Here is a 16,617-nt window from a genome sequence, read left to right as displayed (position 1 = left end):
GCGGGCGGGGGATCGCGGGGCGCAGCCCCGCGCCGTTAGGGGCGCGGGGAACTGCGCGACCAGCCCCCACCCACCCGCAGACGAAGAACTGCCCCGGGGTCGAAGGGGCAGAGCCCCTGGGGATGGGACGGGTAGGGGCGGCGGGGGCGAAAGACACCCCAGGTCGCCAGGGGCGCTACGCCTCCGCCATGGGCAGGGTGACCTCGAAGCGGCAGCCGCCAGGGACGTTGTGGACGGCGGCGTGGCCCTGGTGGGCCTCGACGATGCCGCGGACGATGGCGAGGCCGAGGCCCGCTCCGGCGGGTGGGGTGCGGGCGTGGGTGCCACGCCAGCCGGTGTCGAAGACGCGCGGGAGGTCCTCTTCCGGGATGCCGCCGCAGCCGTCGGTGACGGACAGGACGACGCCCGCGTCCGACCGCTCGGCGGCGACCGCGACCGTACCGTCGGCCGGTGTCCGGCGGATGGCGTTGACGAGGAGGTTGCCCAGGACGCGGCTCATCTCCTTGCCGTCCACCTCGACCGGCACCTGTTCGACGCGGTCGCCGACCAGCCGTACGCCGTGTTCGCGGGCGAGCGGGTCCGCGCCCGCGAGGGCGTCGCCGACGAGGTCGTAGACGGAGATGCGGGAGGGGGACAGGGCGAGTGTTCCGGCGTGAATGCGGGAGAGTTCGAAGAGGTCGCCGACCATGTCGTTGAGCCGCTCGACCTCGGTGCGGATCTGGCGGAGGTAGCGGTCCGGGTCGGCGGCCACACCGTCCTCCAGCGCTTCCGACATCGCGCGCAGCCCGGCGAGCGGGGTCCGCAGGTCGTGCGAGATCCAGGCGACGAGTTCACGGCGCGAGGTCTCCAGGGCGCGTTCGCGGTCGCGGGACTCGGCGAGCTTCGCGCTGGTGGCCTGCAACTCCCGGCTCAGCGCGGCGAGTTCGGCGGTGGCCGGACCGTCGGGGGCCGCGAAGTCGCCGCCGTCGCCGAAGGAGCGGGCGGCGAGGGTGAGCGCCCGGCTGCGGGCCACCACCCAACGGCCGAGGAGCAGCGCCGTGGCCAGGGAGACGACGGCCGCCATGGCGACGACGGTCGTGACGACGGTCAGGTCGTGCGAGGACAGGAACATCGCCCACGCCACGGCCAGCGTCCCCGCGAGCATCGCGGTGACGGCCACGGCGGCGACCACGGCGAGCGAGGCGGTCAGCGAGCGCCGCCGGATCAGCCGCAGCACGCCCGCGCCGAGCAGCCCCGCCGCGGCGGCGCCGAGGAAGGCGAACAGGGCCATGAGGAGTACGTCGTTCATGGCCGTGACCGGGTCTCTCCGTCGGGGGTGGCGTCCGGGGATCCGTCGGGGGCGACGTCCAGGGATCCGTCGGAGGCTGCGTCCAGGGATCCGTCCAGCGGTCCCTCCAGCGATTCGTCCCGGGATTCGTCCCGGGATTCGTCCCGGGATCCCGCCGTGGCGTCGAAGCGGTAGCCCACCCCCCACACCGTCTGGATCAGGCGGGGGCGCGCGGGGTCGTCCTCGATCTTGCCCCGCAGTCGGCGTACATGGACGGTGACCGTCGACAGGTCGCCGAAGTCCCAGCCCCACACCTCGCGCATCAGGTCCTCGCGGCCGTACGCCCGTCCGGGATGGCGGAGGAAGAAGGCGAGGAGGTCGAACTCGCGGACGGTGAGGGCGAGTTCCGTACCGTTCTTGGTCGCGCGGCGGGCCGCCGGGTCGAGGGTGAGGCCAGCCGTGTGCAGGGGGTGCGCGACGGTGACGGGGCGGGTCCGGCGCAGTACGGACTCCACGCGCAGCACCAGTTCGCGGGGGCTGAACGGCTTCGTGACGTAGTCGTCGGCGCCCACCTCCAGGCCCAGGATCCGGTCGTCCTCGTCGCCGCGCGCGGTGAGCATGATGACCGGCACGGGCCCCCGGCCGCGCAGCCTGCGGCACACCTCAAGGCCGTCCATCCCGGGCAGCATCAGGTCCAGCACCACCAGGTCCGGCCAGTGCGCGGCGGCCCGGGCGAGCGCGGCGGGGCCGTCCGCGGCGCGGTCCACGACGTACCCGGCGCGGTCGAGGTAGCCGGAGACGACCTCGGCGACGGTGGGGTCGTCGTCCACGACGAGGACGCGCGCCGTCTCCCCGTGCCCGCGCGTCGCCTGCCCGTTCCCGCTCGGGGCCGGGGCGGGCCCGGCACGTGGGGCTGCGTGGGGTCCGGCACCTGCGGATTCGTACGGCTGCTGCATGAATCCAGCCTCCCACCGGCCTCCGCTGCGTGGCGTACTCCCGGCTCGACGTCCGTGTTTCGTAAGGACCTGAAGTCCGATATCTCCCTTTCGCGTTCGTAGGGTGAAAGCCGTGACGACCTTCCCCGCACCACCCCCGGAAGTCCCGGAAGTCCTGGAAGTTCCGGAAGTCGACGTGGTCCTTCCCTGTCTGAACGAGGCCGAGGCCCTGCCCTGGGTGCTCGCCCGTATCCCGCCCGGCTGGCGCGCGCTGGTCGTGGACAACGGCTCCACGGACGGCTCGGCGGACGTGGCCCGCGGGCTCGGCGCGACCGTCGTCAGTGAGCCGCGGCGCGGGTTCGGCGCCGCCTGCCACGCCGGGCTGCTGGCCGCCACCGCGGACATCGTGTGCTTCTGCGACTGCGACGCCTCACTGGACCCGTCCCGGCTCGTGCCCTTCGTGCGTGAGGTGCGGGGTGGTGCGGCCGACCTCGTGCTCGGGCGGCGGCGCCCGCAGGGCCGGGGCGCCTGGCCCGCGCACGCCCGGGCCGGCAACCTCGCGCTGGCCCGGATGCTGCGGCGCCGCACCGGCCTGCGCCTGCACGACCTCGGCCCGCTGCGGGCCGCCCGCCGCGAGCCGCTGCTCGGCCTCGGGCTCACCGACCGCCGCAGCGGCTACCCGCTCCAGATGGTCGTCCGCGCCGCCGACGCCGGCTGGCGCGTGACCGAGCACGACGTGCCGTATCTGCCGCGCACCGGCGCCTCCAAGGTCACCGGCACGTGGCGCGGCACCTGGCAGGCGGTACGGGACATGCGCCGCGTGCTCGCCGAACCGCCCGCCCGCTCCCCCGACCCCGGCACCCTCGGCCCTCCCCATCCGCCGTCCCACACCCCTTCCCAGGGAGGAACCGCCCAGTGACGACTCTCCTCGTCATCGCCAAGGAACCGCTGCCGGGGCGGGTGAAGACCCGGCTCACCCCGCCGTTCACGCCCCGGGAAGCGGCACTGCTCGCCGAGGCGGCCCTCGTGGACACCCTGCGCACGGTGGCGGCGACGCCCGCGCGGCGCCGCGTCCTCGTGCTCGACGGAGCGGTGGGACCCTGGCTGCCGCCCGGCTTCGACGTCGTACCGCAGTGTGCGGGAGGGCTCGACGAGCGGCTGGCCGACGCCTTCGCGGGCTGCGACGGGCCCGCGCTGCTGATCGGCATGGACACACCGCAGGTGACGCCTCGGCTCCTCACCGTGGACTTCGCCGACTGCGAGGCGTACTTCGGGCCGGCCGAGGACGGCGGCTTCTGGGCGCTGGGGCTCGCCGATCCCGATCCCGCGCTGTTGCGGGGCGTGCCGATGTCGACGCCTACGACGGGGGCCGTTCAGCGGGAGCGGCTCGTCGCCGCGGGGTTGCGCGTGCGCGATCTTCCCTGCCTCCGGGACGTCGACACTGCCGCCGACGCGGAGGCCGTCGCCGCGATCGCGCCGGCCGGCAGCCGGTTCGCCGCCGAGCTCGCCCGTGTGCGGGCGGTGAGCCATCCGTGAGTACGGCACCTGGCGCTCCCCGTAGCGCTGCCGAGCGGGCCCTCGGCGGAGCCGCTGATGGATTCAGCGCCCCCGCCGCCCCTACCCGTCCCATCCCCAGGGGCTCCGCCCCTTCGACCCCGCCAGGGGGCTCCGCCCCCTGGACCCCCGGTCGGCCTGAACGGCCTCGTCCTCAAACGCCGGACGGGCTGGTTGGTGCGCCAGACAGGCTGGTAGGCGCGCCGGGCAGGCCGGTGGGCGCGCCGGACGGGCTGGTGGGCACGCCCGAAAAGCTGGTCGGCGCACCGGACAGGCTGGTCGGCACCCCATGGTCCGCAGACCCGTACTCCGACGCCCTGGTCACCGGCCAGGGCCCGCTCTTCCTCCGGCGGAACGACGGCTGGCTGCTGCCCCTGGAGGTGGAGCGCTGGTGTGCGCGGGCCGACGCGGTGGATCTGGCGGTGCTGGGGCGCTGTGAGGGTGCCGTGCTCGATGTGGGGTGCGGGCCGGGGCGGCTTGTCGCCGAGTTGGCGGGACGGGGGCGGACCGCGCTCGGGATCGATGTCAGTGAAGCCGCTGTCGCGCACACCGTGCGGTTCGGCGGGCAGGCGCTGCGGCGCTCCGTCTTCGAGCCGCTTCCCGGGGAAGGGCGATGGGGTACCGCCCTCCTCCTCGACGGCAACGTCGGTATCGGGGGCGACCCGGCCGCCCTCCTGCGGCGGATATCCCAACTCCTCGCGACCAGCGGGCTGTTGATCGCCGAGACTCTCCCGGACATGGACGTCGACGAACGCGTCAGCGTGCGGATCGTCCGGGCCGCCGATCCCCGGAGCGCCGTCGGGCCGGCCTTCCCGTGGGCCCGCCTCGGCAGCCCGGCCCTGCTGCGGTACGCGGAGCGCGCGGGCTGGCGCCCGGACGGTCAGTGGACGGCCGGCGGCCGCTCCTTCGTCGCCCTGCGCAACCGGCGCAACCGCAGCAGGAGCAGCGCCGCCGAACCGCCGAACAGGACTGCCGTGATCAGCAGCCAGCGGGCCAGGAAGCCGTCGCCGGAGAGGCCGGTGGCGGACCGGTAGTGGTCCGCCATCTGCCCGCTGATCAGCGGGAACCAGATCAGCAGCAGGAGAGCGGCGAGCGCCGCCGGGACCCGGACGTAGACCGTCCACTCCCGGTGGCCGGCCGCGCCCAGCCCCCGCGTGACGGCCCGGTCCGCTCCCGCGTACAACGGCACCAGCACCAGGTCGTGCAGCACCGCCAGGCCCACGAACCACAGCGCCACCCCGAACCAGTCGTCCGCGAGCAGCCGCACCCCCGCGTAGCCGGCGAGTGCGAACGAGCAGGCGAGAAGAAGGATCTGGAACGGACTGCCCAGGGCGGGCTTTCCGAATGGTCGTCCCATCGGTCGTGTCAGTCGCATCCGTCGCATCACAGGTCTCCGAACGTCATCCGGGCCACCCACTTGGTGTTGAGCACGCCGGGTGCCGCAGGAACGATGATCCGCGCCGGGTAGCCGTGGTCGGGGGTCAGGTCCTCGCCGTTGACGAACAGGGCGAGCAGGGAGCGTGGGTCGCGCACCTGGTTGTAGCGCAGGGCGGCCCGGCGGAACGCGCCGTGCCGCTGGAGCGACTCCACCAGCACGTCGGGCGCTGTGTCCTCTTCGTCCCCCTCGTACCCGACGAGTGCCGCCAGGTCCCGCAGCCGTACGCCCCGCCACCACTGGTCGGAGGTCGACCAGCCCTCCACGCAGGCGATGGGCAACGCGGCGCTGTACAGGGTGAGTTGCAGAAGATCCGCGCGGCTCAGGCGGACCGTCCGACCGCCTCCCTCCACCACCAGCCGCCATGCCTCGGCGCTCGTCTCCGTGGCGTTGATCCCGCGTGACGCGGCCGTCTTGTTGATCTGGAAGCCGCCCGGTCCGCTGCCCGGTTCGGGGCCGCCGTGCGGCGCGAGCACGGCCGTCTCCCGGATCGGCGCGTCGAAGCTGTGGCCCGCCGTCGTGGCGAACAGGAGCAGCGAGCCGCCGCCGACGAAGCCGAGGGCACCGCGCCGCGAGACGGTGGGCGGGGCGGGGTCCGGTGACACCAACTCCCGTTCCCCGTCCGTCAGATCCTCGTCCCTCAGATGGCGAAGATTGCGTACGGCCATCGGCACGCGCAGCACCGCGTGCGCCACGAACGCGGCGATGAACACCCACGCGCCGTAGAAGTGCAGCGGGTAGAAGGAGCCGGGGAAGATGTAGTCGAGCTGGACGTTCAGTACGCCCGTGACGAACTCGAACAGCGCGCCGCCGACCAGCAGGAGCAGCGAGATCCGCTCCAGCGCGTGCGCGAGCGACCGGGCGGGCGGCAGCGTGAACAGCTTCGGCACGACCGACCACAGCTTGGCCAGCAGGACGGGGATCAGTGTGATGCCGAGCGTGACGTGGATGCCCTGCGTGAGGCGGTACAGCCAGGGCGGGTCGGTCGGCCAGGAGAAGAGGTAGAAGCCGAGCAGGCCCTTGTCCGGGGTCATGTCGTTCACCGGCGACAGGTTCGGGTTGTAGGCGGCGTACGACACGAGACCCGTCAGGAACAGCACCGTGATCCCGCCGAGCAGCACGATGCCGAGCACGGAGGTGAACCAGGGGCCGCGCAACGGGCTGCGCCAGAACGCGGGGGAGGAAGGAGACCGTGGCATGACCCGACCGTAGGACGGGGACACCCCCCGAACGGGTCCGTGAACCATGACGAAACCCTGACGTCCACACCGTCGGCGGCTGCGACGGGCTGCCCGCGGCCTAGCGTGCCGGTGTGAACCGCGATCTTCTCCGCGATCTGGCCGCCGTGCTGGCCGCCGCCCTGCTCGTCACGGCCGCCGTCCTGACAGGCACCGCGATCGAGCACCGTGACGGCACGCTGCACGTCGGCTGGCCGCCGCTGTACGCCCACTGGGATCCGCATGTCGGTCCCGGCACCCCGGCCGCGCTCGTGGTGGCCGTCGCCGTCGTCGCGTACGGGCCGCTCCTCGCCGCCAGGCTGCCGTGGCGCGCGCTGCTGTGCGCCGTCTGGGGCACCGCCATGGCGTGGACGTTCTCGCTCGCGCTGGTGGACGGCTGGCAGCGCGGGATCGCCCGGCGGCTGACGACCGAGTACGAGTATCTCCAGGTCATCGAGCCCGTGAACCGCTTCCACGACATCCCCGCCGCCCTGCGGGACTTCACCCACCACATCCTGATCCACTCCCCCGGCCACTGGCCCGCGCACGTCGCCGGGCATCCGCCCGCAGCCACCCTCACCTTCGTCCTCCTCGACCGGATCGGGCTGGGCGGCGGAGCATGGGCGGGCGTCTGGTGCATCACCGTCGGGGCGACGGCGGCGGTCGCGGTCCTCGTCACCGTACGGACGCTGTCCGGTGACGCTCTCGCCCGCCGCGCCGCCCCCTTCCTCGTCATCGCCCCGGCCGCCGTGTGGATGGGCACCTCCGCGGACGGCTACTTCGCCGCGGTCGCCGCCTGGGCCGTCGCGTTCCTCGCCCTCGCGGTCACGGGACACCGGCCCCGGGCGGCCGGCCTCGCCTCAGGGCTGCTCTTCGGCCTCACCGCGTATCTCTCGTACGGGCTGACCCTGTTCGCGGTGGTCGCCGCGGCCGCTGTGCTGCTCGGCTCCCGGCGGCTGCGCCCGCTTCCGTACGTCCTCGCCGGACTCGCCGTCGTACCGCTGGTGTTCACACTGCTCGGCTTCGACTGGTGGGAGGCGTACCGGCTGCTGGTCACCCGCTACTACGAAGGGGCGGGCGGTGTCCGGCCGTACGGCTACTGGGTGTGGGCCAACCTCGCCTGTACGGTCCTGATCGTGGGCCCGGCGACGGTGGCGGGCCTGCGCCGGGCGGGCGCGGCCCCCGTACGCACGGGCGTCCGCGGTGGCCTCCGTACCCCCGGTACCCTCGCGGCCGAACCCCGCCTGTCGCTCCTGGTGTTCGCCGCCCTGCTCGCCCTCCTCGCCGCCGACCTCTCCGGCATGAGCAAGGCGGAGACGGAACGGATCTGGCTGCCGTTCGCGATGTGGCTGCTTGCGGCGTGCGCGTTCCTGCCCCGGCCGCGCGCGTGGCTCGCGGCGCAGGCCATCCTCGCGTTGACCCTCAATCACCTGCTGTTCACCGGCTGGTGAGCCCGCACGCACGCCTTGGGGAGCTCATGGGAGACCCATGGGAAACACCTTTCACCTCGTTTTCGGGCGGGGTGCCCGGTCCTTCAGGGCCGGGGTGAATGCCCGCTACCGCGTAGCGGGGCAGGGGTGGCCGAATCGCCTTCAGGGCGATTCGGCGTCTCGTCCAGGGTGACGGCGCGTCGCACGACGGTGACCAACCAGGAGTTCAGGGAGCGGTCGTCGGCGTCGGCGGCGGCTCGGGCCTGTTCGTGCAGATCGTCGGGGAGTCTTAGGTTCACATGCTTCATGGGACCATTCTTGAGCTAGAATGGTCCCATGGCAAGGTTCCGCATGTACCCGACGCCGCAGCAGGAGGGGACGATGCTCCTGCACTGTGCGCACGCCCGGTACGTGTGGAACCTGGCTGTCGAGCAGCATTCGCACTGGCAGCCCGGACGAAAGTCGGCGCCGGGGTTCGCTGAGCAGTGCCGTCAGCTCACCGAAGCCCGCCGCGAGAACGAGTGGCTGCGCGAAGGAAACGCCGACGTACAGCAGCAGGCGCTCAAGGACTTCGCCAAGGCCAAGAACGCCCGGTTCAACTCGGGCTTCGGTGAGGCGACCTGGCGGAAGAAGTTCCGGCATGAGGGCTTCCGTGTCATCGGCACCGACCGGGTTGCGGAGTTCAACGACGACGCCACGGCCAAGGTCAACCCGAAGACCGGCAAGCAGGTCATGGGCCGGTCCGTCGTCGTGCGGAAACTCAACCGCCGCTGGGCGCAGGTCAAGGTGCCCGGTTGCGGCTGGGTCCGCTTCCGCCTCACCCGCCCCCACCTGCCCGATGCGAAGACGTTCCGGGTCACCTACCACCACGGCCAGTGGCACATCGCCTTCGCGGTCATCCCCGACCCCATCGACGCCCCGGGCACCGGTGAGGTCATCGGTATCGACCGTGGTGTGACGATCACCGCCGCCCTGTCGGACGGGCGAAAGCTGAACTGCCCGCAGCTCACAGTCAAGGAGCGGGCACAGATCCGCAAGCACCAGCGGCGCGCCGCCCGCGCCCCTAAGGGCAGCGAGCGGAAGACCGCCGAGTACACCAAGGTCGCCAGGCTCAGGGCCCGCGAGGCAGGCCGGCGTAGGGACTGGTGCGAGAAGACCTCGACCATGCTCGCCCGTACCTGTGACCTGGTGCGGTTCGAGAAGCTGAACATCAAGAACATGACCCGCTCGGCGAAGGGCACCGGGGAGGAGCCGGGCAAGCGGGTGCGGCAGAAGGCCGGTCTGAACCGGGCGATCCTCGCCCAGGGCTGGGGCCTGCTCCGGCAGCGCACCGAGCACAAGGCTCCCGGGCGGGTCGAGGACGTGCCCGCCGCCTACACCAGCCTGCGATGCAGTACCTGCGGATGGATCGACAAGAACTCGCGCAAGAGCCAAGCCGAGTTCGTCTGTTCCTTCTGTGGTTTCACCTGCAACGCGGACAGCAACGCAGCAGTCAACGTCGCGGCAGGACAGGGCGGGATTCCCCGCCCCCGGCGCTCAGCCGGTGCCGGAGGGGTGACAACGGCCAACAGCCGTTCGAGCGCCCGTGAACCTCAACCCAACTGGGTTGGAATCCCCCTCTTTTAAGAGGGGGAGGATGTCAAAAGAGCACCGCCCCGCTGCTCACCACCACGATGACCTACTACAAGGGCCGCAAGCAGCGCTTCGACCTCCAGGTCTACTCGGGCGGCAGCTGGCACTCCGACGACCCGCAGTACTTCGCGCTCGGCACCGACGGGAAGTCGGCCGTGTCCCTGGACGCGCCGGGGCAGTCCGGCATCAAGGCGCGCATCCGGTCGACGTACGTCAACAGCTCGTCCGGCGACACCGTGAACACGACGACGTACGGGCCCTGGAAGTACCTGTACTTCTCCAGCTGACCCGTTGGCCACCACAGCGGGATCGCCGACCATCTCGGTGCCGCCCGCACGATGAACCCGAGCGGTCGCCTGCCTACGGGTGTGGCGGTCGCCGGCGGCGGCCACCACCGCCCCCGTCAGTGGGTGGCGGTGGCCGCCGCGGCCTCCATCAAGGGCTCGGCGTCGGCCGCGGCCACCTCCGGGGGCACGACCAGCAGGTCCCACCGGCCGTGGCCCGGGCTGACCAGACAGATGGTGTGGCGGTCGCGGGATCCCGATTCCCTGCGCAGTCGTACGACGTGGTTGGCGACCAGCATCCGCCCCGGCGACGCCGCCCACATCGCCGTGTGCACGGTGACACCGGTGATCTGCCCCCAGCCGCTGGGCAACGCGCCGATGAGCGACGGGAGTTCGGAGAGCAGATCGCGTGTGCGGGGCCACCATGCCCCGTCGATGCGCCGCGGCGAGACGCTGTGCGGCGCCAGCCGCACACGGGCCACGGGCGGGAAGGGCGGGATCTGACGGACGGCGGCCATGAAGGCGCTCCTGTCTGGGACCACGGCCCCGGTTGCTCCCCACCGTACTCTGCACGGCGGGCAGGCGGAGTCCTGCGAACTCGCAGCTCGTACCGGCGACTTGGCGCTCACCAAGCGCCGGGGTTCCCCGCACGCTCCGCCCCGTACCCAAGGAGTCGTGTCCGGGGGTGTGACAGGGCCCCCCACGTTGCTGTCCCGCAGGTCACAGGGCTGCCACACTGGATCGCATGGCACGTGAGCAGCGCGGCGGTGGCGGCGGTGGCACCGAGCTGGGGCGGTTTCTGCGCGCCCGCCGGTCCCGGGTGACGCCCGCCGACGTCGGTCTTCCGGAGGGCGTCGGGCTGCGCCGCACGCCGGGGCTGCGCCGGGAGGAGCTGGCCACGCTCGCCGGGGTCAGCATCGACTACTACACACGCCTGGAACGCGGCAAGGAGACCCACCCCAGCCCGTCCGTCGTCGACGCCCTCGCCGCCGCCCTGCTGCTGGAGGACGGCGAGCGCGATCATCTGCGGGACCTGGTTGCGTGCGCCGCGCGCGGCACGTCCGGGGCGCCGTCCGCCCCGAGCAGCTCCGTGCATTCCGGCGTCGGGCTGCTGCTGGAGGGCATGCGGCCCTACCCCGCACACGTGGTCAGCCGCACCCTGGAGCTGGTCGCCACCAACCCCGGCGGGCTGCATCTGATGGCCGGCCTGGCGGACTGGCCGGTGCGGCAACGCAACATCGTGCGGTACGTCTTCCTGCACCCCGCGGCCCGCGAGCTGTTCGACGACTGGGAGAACCAGATCCGCGGCTGCGTCGCCCGGCTGCGCGCCCTGGCCGGCACCGATCCGGACGCCCCCGACCTCGCCCACCTCGTCGACGAGCTCCTCCTCAAGAGCCCGGACTTCGCCCGCCCGTGGGAGCGCTACGACGTCCAAGGGCACTCCCACGGCCACAAGACCTTCCACCACCCCGCGGTGGGCGACCTCACCCTCGGCTACCAGAGCATGCAGCTCGACGGCACGTCCGGCCACCGCCTGGTCGCGTACTACGCCGAACCCGGCACCCCCGAGTACGCCGCGCTGGTCCTCCTCGACAAGGCCGAGGACCCGCACGCCTCGCCGAGCGGTGCCGGACAGCAACCCGTCAGTCCTGGGCGGCGGCCTTCTTGATCGCCTCGCGGATCCGGGAGTAGGTCCCGCAGCGGCAGACGTTCTCGATGCGGTCGATGTCGGCGTCCGTCGGGCTGGACGTCTTCTTGAGGAGGGCCGCCGCGGCCATGATCTGCCCGGGCTGGCAGAAGCCGCACTGGGAGACGTCGCAGTCCAGCCAGGCCTGCTGGACCGGGTGGAGCGTGTCGCCGTCGGCCAGGCCTTCGATGGTGGTCACCTTGCGGCCCGCGCAGTCCGCGACCGGCACGACGCAGGGCTGGATCTCCGCGCCGTCGAGATGGCTGGTGCAGGCACGGCAGACGCCGACACCGCAGCCGTACTTGGGTCCCGTGACGTCGAGCAGGTCGCGCAGGACCCACAGCAGCGGCATGTCGGCCGGTGCTTCGACGGTGACCGGCTTCCCGTTGACGACGAAGGAGTAGGAGGGCATCGGCAGTCCAGATCCGTCTCAGAAGTTGAGGGGGAAGCGGCGGGGGCGGGTGCCCGTCGCGCGGGCGTAGGCGTTGGCCACGGCGCCGGCCGCGGCCGGGACGCCGAGTTCGCCCGCCCCGCCGGGGTCCCGCCGCGACGGCAGGATGTGCGCCTCGAAGTGCAGCGGGGCGTGCCGCTGGCGGGCCCAGTGGAAGTCGGCGAAGCTGCCCTCGCGGACGGCGCCCCGGTCGATGTGGAGGCCGGCCCGGAGCACGGTGGAGATGCCGTCGACGGCGGTGCCCATCAACTGGGCCTCCAGGCCGCGCGGGTTGACGGCCGTTCCGACGTCGGCCGCCATCACCACCTTGGTCACCCGGGGGTTCTTCGGGTCGGAGGCGTCGATCTCGGCCAGAGCGGCCACGCAGGAGCCGTACTCCTCGTGGACGGCCACGCCCTGGGCATGGCCGTCCGGCATGGTCCGGCCCCAGTTCCCGGCGGTCGCGACCTTGTCGAGTACGGCCTTGACGGTCTTGCTCATCAGGGTCGTACGGCGGAACGCGACCGGGTCCTTGCCCAGGCTCCGCGCGATGTCGTCGACGACGATCTCCTCCGCCGTCCGCGTCGTCCCGGAGTCCACCGAACGCCAGGCGCCCAGCGGCATCGCCAGCTCCACCCCGCCCGAGTCCCCGGTGACGCGCCCGAAGTTGTACAGGCCGCTGTCGCTGGGGAGCGGTCCGCCCGCCACCGCTCCCTGAACGGTGGCACCGGAGTCGTCGTAGGCCTCGTTCACCGAAGCCGTCATGTGGGTGAAGGCCACCACCCTGCCGCCGGCGTGGCTGGCCCGGATCCGGTGGTGGCTGGCCGGGCGCATCCTGCCGTGCCGGATGTCGTCGTTGCGGCTCCACATCAGCTTCACCGGCCGGTGGGCGGCCTTGGAGATCTGGGCCGCCTCGATCGCGGCCTCGTAATTGAGCCGCCGTCCGAACGAGCCGCCGCCGCGCATGACATGGACCCGGACCTTCGACGCGTCGAGGCCGACCTCCGAGGCGATGCTGTCGCGCGCGTCCATCGGCGTCTGGGAGGAGAACCAGATCTCGGCGCGGTCGGCGCGTACGTCGGCCACCGCGGTCAGCACCTCCATCGGGGCGTGGCTGACGAAGGCGAACTCGAACTCGCCCGTCACCTGTGTCGTACCGAGCAGCGGGGTCCCGAGGGGCGGGACGGCGGCCCGCAGCCGGGACCGGATGGCGGTGTCCGACAGGGCGGCGAGCGGGCCCGGGGCCCAGGTGATGTGCAAGGCGTCCCTGGCCTTGAAGGCGTGGTGGAAGGTTTCCGCCACCACGGCGACACCGCCGGCGATCCTGACGACCGCGTGGACGCCCGGCAGCGCACGGGCCGCCCGGTCGTCGACCGTGACGATCTTCCCGCCGAGTGTCGGTGGCCGCGCCACCACGGTCGGCTTCGCCCCGGCCGCCGACACGTCCCCGGCGTACTTCGCCCGGCCCGTGACGATGTCCCGCGCGTCGATCCGGGTCGTCGGCTGCCCGATCACCCGGTGCTTGGAGGCCGGCTTGGGCTTGGCGGAAATGGCCGGGTGGCGGATCCGCGCGGCGGCCTCGGTCAGCGACCCGAAGGTGGCCGTACGCCCGTCGGGGGCCACCACCATCGTGTCCCGGGTGCGCAGCAGGCGGGGCGGGAGGTGCCACCGCCGGGAGGCCGCCGTCACCAGCTTGGCGCGCGCGGTGGCGGCCAGCTCGCGGGCGGGCCCGTACAGCGAACTGACCGAGTTCGAGCCGCCGGTGTACTGGTTGCCCTTGGTCCGGGCCTCGGCGAGCGGGATGTCGACGTCGGCGAGCCGGGCGTCCAGCTCCTCGGCGATCATCATGGCGACGGCGGTCGTGATGCCCTGGCCGACCTCGACGCGGGGCAGCCGTACGACCACCTTGTTGGCCGCGGTGACCTCCAGGACCAGCATCTCCTCGTCGGCGCCGGTCACCAGGACGTCGGACGGGGTGGGGACGCCCGCCGCGGTGGGCTCGACGCCCTCCGCCGACGATCCGTCGCAGCCGAGCGGCGCCGCGACGGTCAGGGTGGACGCCGCCAGCGTGTAGACCATGAACCTGCGGCGGGACAGCGGACGGGCCAACAGACAGTCCTTTCGGTGCGTCGTACCCGGGTTCGTTCGGCTGGTGCGTAGTCGGCCGGTGTGTAACCGGTGTGTATTCGGCTGGTGGGTAAGAGGGGCGCGGCCTCTTCGGGGTTGCCTACCCGTCGGCATGAACGCATGTGCCCCTATCCGCGTCCCAGTACCGATGTACCGATCGGTCCAACGGGGAGGGACACCATGCGCGGACGAAGCAAGGCAGCCACGGGCGTCACCATCGCGGGCGCCGTCGCGCTCGTCGCACTTCAGGGGTGCGGCACCGAGACCGGCGGCCAGAACGTCGCGGACGTCCACACGCGATCGAGCAAGCCCGCACACCCGGCCAAGCCCAAGGACCCGACCGTGTGCGTCGGGAAGCAGCCGGTGGGCAGCCTGCCCGGGCCGAAGCACGGGGACCCGGACGGCACCCCGCTGTACCGGGTGATGGCGTACGTGGAGAAGCGGGCCGAGAAGCACTACCGGACCGTCTACACCGGCCTGTCGGTCGACCAGGCCCACCAGGCGACGGACGTGTACCGCATCCCCTCCGAGGCGTTCGACGCGGACGTCTGCGGCGCCGCCGAGAAGGGGGTGACCGTGCGCCTGCACGACACCGACATCAGCGAGAAGGACCTCACCGCCCTGTCCGACCGGATCAGCGCGGACATGAACCGCTGGGACGGCACCTTCGAGCTGCGCGAAGTCGGCCCGGACGTCCGGGGCTTCGTGTTCGTGGGCGTCGACAACCCCGCGAAGGCCAGGCCCGTCATCGCCAAGGCCTTCGGCACGAAGCACATCAGGGTGCGGCACGTGGGGCCGGCGTCGGCGGCGTCGGGCGGCTGACGGCCTCGGCGGGAAGACGTACGGACACAGGACGTACGTACACAAGGCGCACGTGCACAAGACGTACGTACGCGGACGTCAGCCGATGGTGAAGCCCGCCTTGACCTTGTCGAAGACGGGGCGGTACGTGTCCCATTGGGCGTCCGGCGCCGACACGTAGATGTCGTACTCCTTGGCGCCCTCCTGCCCGAAGCCCAGGTCGATGGCGCGGAACACGCGCGCCCGCCCCTGGAAGGTGAACTCCCACACCGCCGCGGCCTTGTCCTGGAACGTCGTCCGCTCCATACGGATCTTCCGGTACCGCCCGCCGGGGTAGTTGATCTTGGTGTTCGCCTCCATGTTCTTGAAGTGCGACTCGGGGTTCGGGCCCGCGGGGTCCACCGTGCCGATCGTGAGTTCCGCCAGGCCGGTCTTGTCGGTGTAGGTGACCGCTTCGGAGGTCGCCTTGCCGCGCTTCCAGCCGTCCGGGACGGGATAGGAGACGCCGAGCGTCTTCTCCGTGACCAGGTGGAAGCCCTCGGGGACGGGCGCGGACGTGGGTGTCGACGACGCCGAGGCGGCGTGCGTGCCCTGGCCGCTGTCCCGGTGCGACACCACGTACAGACCGCCCGCCACGGCCGCGCCCGCCACCGTCACGGCGATCAGGCTCGGCACGAGGGCTCGCCGCTTGCGACGGCCGCCGCCAACGTTGTCGGAGGGGGCGGGAGGGGACGGCTGCGCGGGCAGGGACCGTGTCGGCGCGGGCTGAGGCTTCGGCTGCCGCTTCGGCTGTCGGTCCGGCTGTCGGTCCGGCTGCGACGGGGACTGGGCGTGGGACTGCGTCGGAGCCTCCGACGCCACGACCCGCAGCGCCCGCTCCGCCTCCTCCATCGACGGCCGCTCCGCCGGGTCCTTGGCCAGCAGCATCTCGATGAGGGGTTCGAGGGAACCGGCCTCCTTCATGGGGGCGAGCGGGTCGACGACGATGGCGTACGCCGTCTCCACCGCCGTGTCCTTGCGGAACGGGGGCCGTCCCTCGACCGACTGGTACAGGGTCGCGCCGAGCGCCCAGAGGTCCGCGGCGGGGCCGGAGTTGCGGCCCTTCATCCGCTCGGGCGAGATGTAGTCGATCGACCCGACGATCTCGCCGGTCTTCGTCAGCGTGGAGGTGCCGCTCGTCATCGCGATGCCGAAGTCGGTGAGCACGACACGGCCGTCGGCGCCCAGCAGTACGTTGCCGGGCTTGACGTCGCGGTGCAGCACCCCGGCGGCGTGCGCGGCGCGCAGCGCGGCGATCATGCCGAGGCCGACGCGCGCGGCCTCGCTGGGCGCCAGCACCTCACCGCCCTTGAGCAGCGCGCCGAGGGTGGTCGAGGGGACGTACTCCATGACGATGCAGGGCAGCCCCCCGTCGTCCACGACGTCGTGCACGACGACCACGTTCGGGTGGGCGATACGGGCGGCGCTGCGCGCCTCGCGGCGGGTGCGTTCGTAGAGGGTGGCGAGCTCGTCATCGGTGAGGTGCGGCTGGACGTGCAGCCGCTTCAGGGCGATCTGACGGCTCAGGACCTCGTCCTCGGCGCGCCACACGGTGCCCATGCCACCGCGGCCGATCCGGTCGATCAACCGGTAGCGGCCGGCGATCAGCCGCCCCTCGTCCGACACTGCGCGCCCCTTGCCGACGTTCTTGGTGCCCCTGCTCGGTGCTCCCCTGCGCGTTCGATTCGCATCGCGCGCATCGACACCATAGTCGGCGCGGGTTACGGACACTGTGGCGCGGGCCATGCGCGGATCCTGTGCGGACTGTGCCCCTGGTCA

Annotated in this window: 16 protein-coding genes; 8 read left to right on the top strand and 8 right to left on the bottom strand. The window is 72.4% G+C overall.

Annotated elements, in window-relative coordinates; genetic code table 11:
- Positions 1-175 precede the first annotated feature (175 nt).
- Positions 176-1,288 (bottom strand): sensor histidine kinase, encoded by a 1,113-nt coding sequence (locus OG975_RS24825; protein ID WP_381249403.1) that lies wholly within the window; start codon positions 1,286-1,288, stop codon positions 176-178.
- Positions 1,285-2,223 (bottom strand): response regulator transcription factor, encoded by a 939-nt coding sequence (locus OG975_RS24820; RefSeq protein ID WP_406331549.1) that lies wholly within the window; start codon positions 2,221-2,223, stop codon positions 1,285-1,287. The genes OG975_RS24825 and OG975_RS24820 overlap by 4 nt, the downstream gene beginning before the upstream one ends.
- 103 nt (positions 2,224-2,326) lie before the next feature.
- Here OG975_RS24820 and OG975_RS24815 point away from each other — a divergent pair, with 103 nt between their 5' ends.
- The 3 genes from OG975_RS24815 (at position 2,327) to OG975_RS24805 (ending at position 4,790) form a co-directional block, all read left to right on the top strand.
- Positions 2,327-3,121 carry a glycosyltransferase family 2 protein gene (locus OG975_RS24815; RefSeq protein WP_406331547.1) on the top strand — a complete coding sequence of 265 codons (795 nt, stop codon included), beginning with the start codon at positions 2,327-2,329 and terminating at the stop codon, positions 3,119-3,121.
- A complete protein-coding gene (locus OG975_RS24810; protein WP_406331545.1) occupies positions 3,118-3,738 on the top strand; it encodes a DUF2064 domain-containing protein in 621 nt (206 codons plus the stop codon). Before OG975_RS24815 ends, OG975_RS24810 begins: the two co-directional genes overlap by 4 nt.
- Before the next feature lie 254 nt (positions 3,739-3,992).
- A complete protein-coding gene (locus OG975_RS24805) occupies positions 3,993-4,790 on the top strand; it encodes a class I SAM-dependent methyltransferase (protein ID WP_406331543.1) in 798 nt (265 codons plus the stop codon).
- Between the two features lie 349 nt (positions 4,791-5,139).
- Here OG975_RS24805 and OG975_RS24800 read toward each other — a convergent pair whose 3' ends face one another.
- Entirely contained in the window at positions 5,140-6,390 is a 1,251-nt protein-coding gene (locus tag OG975_RS24800; RefSeq protein WP_406331541.1) for a molybdopterin-dependent oxidoreductase, read from the bottom strand.
- 113 nt (positions 6,391-6,503) lie between these two features.
- On the opposite strand from OG975_RS24800, the gene OG975_RS24795 reads away from it, so the two are divergent.
- Positions 6,504-7,859 carry a hypothetical protein gene (locus OG975_RS24795; protein ID WP_406331540.1) on the top strand — a complete coding sequence of 452 codons (1,356 nt, stop codon included), beginning with the start codon at positions 6,504-6,506 and terminating at the stop codon, positions 7,857-7,859.
- 83 nt (positions 7,860-7,942) lie between these two features.
- Here OG975_RS24795 and OG975_RS24790 read toward each other — a convergent pair whose 3' ends face one another.
- Positions 7,943-8,146 (bottom strand): Arc family DNA-binding protein, encoded by a 204-nt coding sequence (locus OG975_RS24790; RefSeq protein ID WP_406331539.1) that lies wholly within the window; start codon positions 8,144-8,146, stop codon positions 7,943-7,945.
- 28 nt (positions 8,147-8,174) lie between these two features.
- Here OG975_RS24790 and OG975_RS24785 point away from each other — a divergent pair, with 28 nt between their 5' ends.
- Both OG975_RS24785 and OG975_RS24780 read left to right on the top strand, forming a co-directional pair.
- A complete protein-coding gene (locus tag OG975_RS24785) occupies positions 8,175-9,464 on the top strand; it encodes an RNA-guided endonuclease InsQ/TnpB family protein (protein ID WP_406331538.1) in 1,290 nt (429 codons plus the stop codon).
- 47 nt (positions 9,465-9,511) lie between these two features.
- Positions 9,512-9,757, top strand: a complete 246-nt coding sequence (locus OG975_RS24780) for a hypothetical protein (RefSeq protein ID WP_406331537.1) — start codon at positions 9,512-9,514, stop codon at positions 9,755-9,757.
- Between the two features lie 116 nt (positions 9,758-9,873).
- Here OG975_RS24780 and OG975_RS24775 read toward each other — a convergent pair whose 3' ends face one another.
- Entirely contained in the window at positions 9,874-10,272 is a 399-nt protein-coding gene (locus OG975_RS24775) for a DUF5994 family protein (RefSeq protein WP_406331536.1), read from the bottom strand.
- A 227-nt stretch (positions 10,273-10,499) separates the two neighbouring features.
- Between OG975_RS24775 and OG975_RS24770 the strand changes: the two genes are divergently transcribed.
- On the top strand, positions 10,500-11,423 hold the full coding sequence (locus OG975_RS24770) for a helix-turn-helix transcriptional regulator (RefSeq protein WP_406331535.1): 924 nt from the start codon (positions 10,500-10,502) through the stop codon (positions 11,421-11,423).
- Here OG975_RS24770 and OG975_RS24765 read toward each other — a convergent pair.
- Both OG975_RS24765 and OG975_RS24760 read right to left on the bottom strand, forming a co-directional pair.
- A complete protein-coding gene (locus OG975_RS24765; RefSeq protein WP_381249433.1) occupies positions 11,398-11,853 on the bottom strand; it encodes a (2Fe-2S)-binding protein in 456 nt (151 codons plus the stop codon). The genes OG975_RS24770 and OG975_RS24765 overlap by 26 nt on opposite strands.
- An 18-nt stretch (positions 11,854-11,871) precedes the next feature.
- On the bottom strand, positions 11,872-13,950 hold the full coding sequence (locus OG975_RS24760) for a molybdopterin cofactor-binding domain-containing protein (protein ID WP_406336441.1): 2,079 nt from the start codon (positions 13,948-13,950) through the stop codon (positions 11,872-11,874).
- A gap of 228 nt (positions 13,951-14,178) precedes the next feature.
- Here OG975_RS24760 and OG975_RS24755 point away from each other — a divergent pair, with 228 nt between their 5' ends.
- Positions 14,179-14,820, top strand: a complete 642-nt coding sequence (locus tag OG975_RS24755; RefSeq protein ID WP_406331534.1) for a hypothetical protein — start codon at positions 14,179-14,181, stop codon at positions 14,818-14,820.
- Positions 14,821-14,898: 78 nt separating this feature from the next.
- On the opposite strand, the gene OG975_RS24750 is transcribed toward OG975_RS24755, so the two are convergent.
- Entirely contained in the window at positions 14,899-16,464 is a 1,566-nt protein-coding gene (locus OG975_RS24750) for a protein kinase domain-containing protein (RefSeq protein WP_406331533.1), read from the bottom strand.
- Between the last annotated feature and the right edge of the window lie 153 nt (positions 16,465-16,617).

It is taken from the genome of Streptomyces sp. NBC_00203, assembly GCF_045206325.1.
Taxonomy (GTDB): domain Bacteria; phylum Actinomycetota; class Actinomycetes; order Streptomycetales; family Streptomycetaceae; genus Streptomyces; species Streptomyces lutosisoli.
Note: the sequence above shows the minus strand (reverse complement) of the source record. Positions and strands in the feature narration are given on the sequence as shown.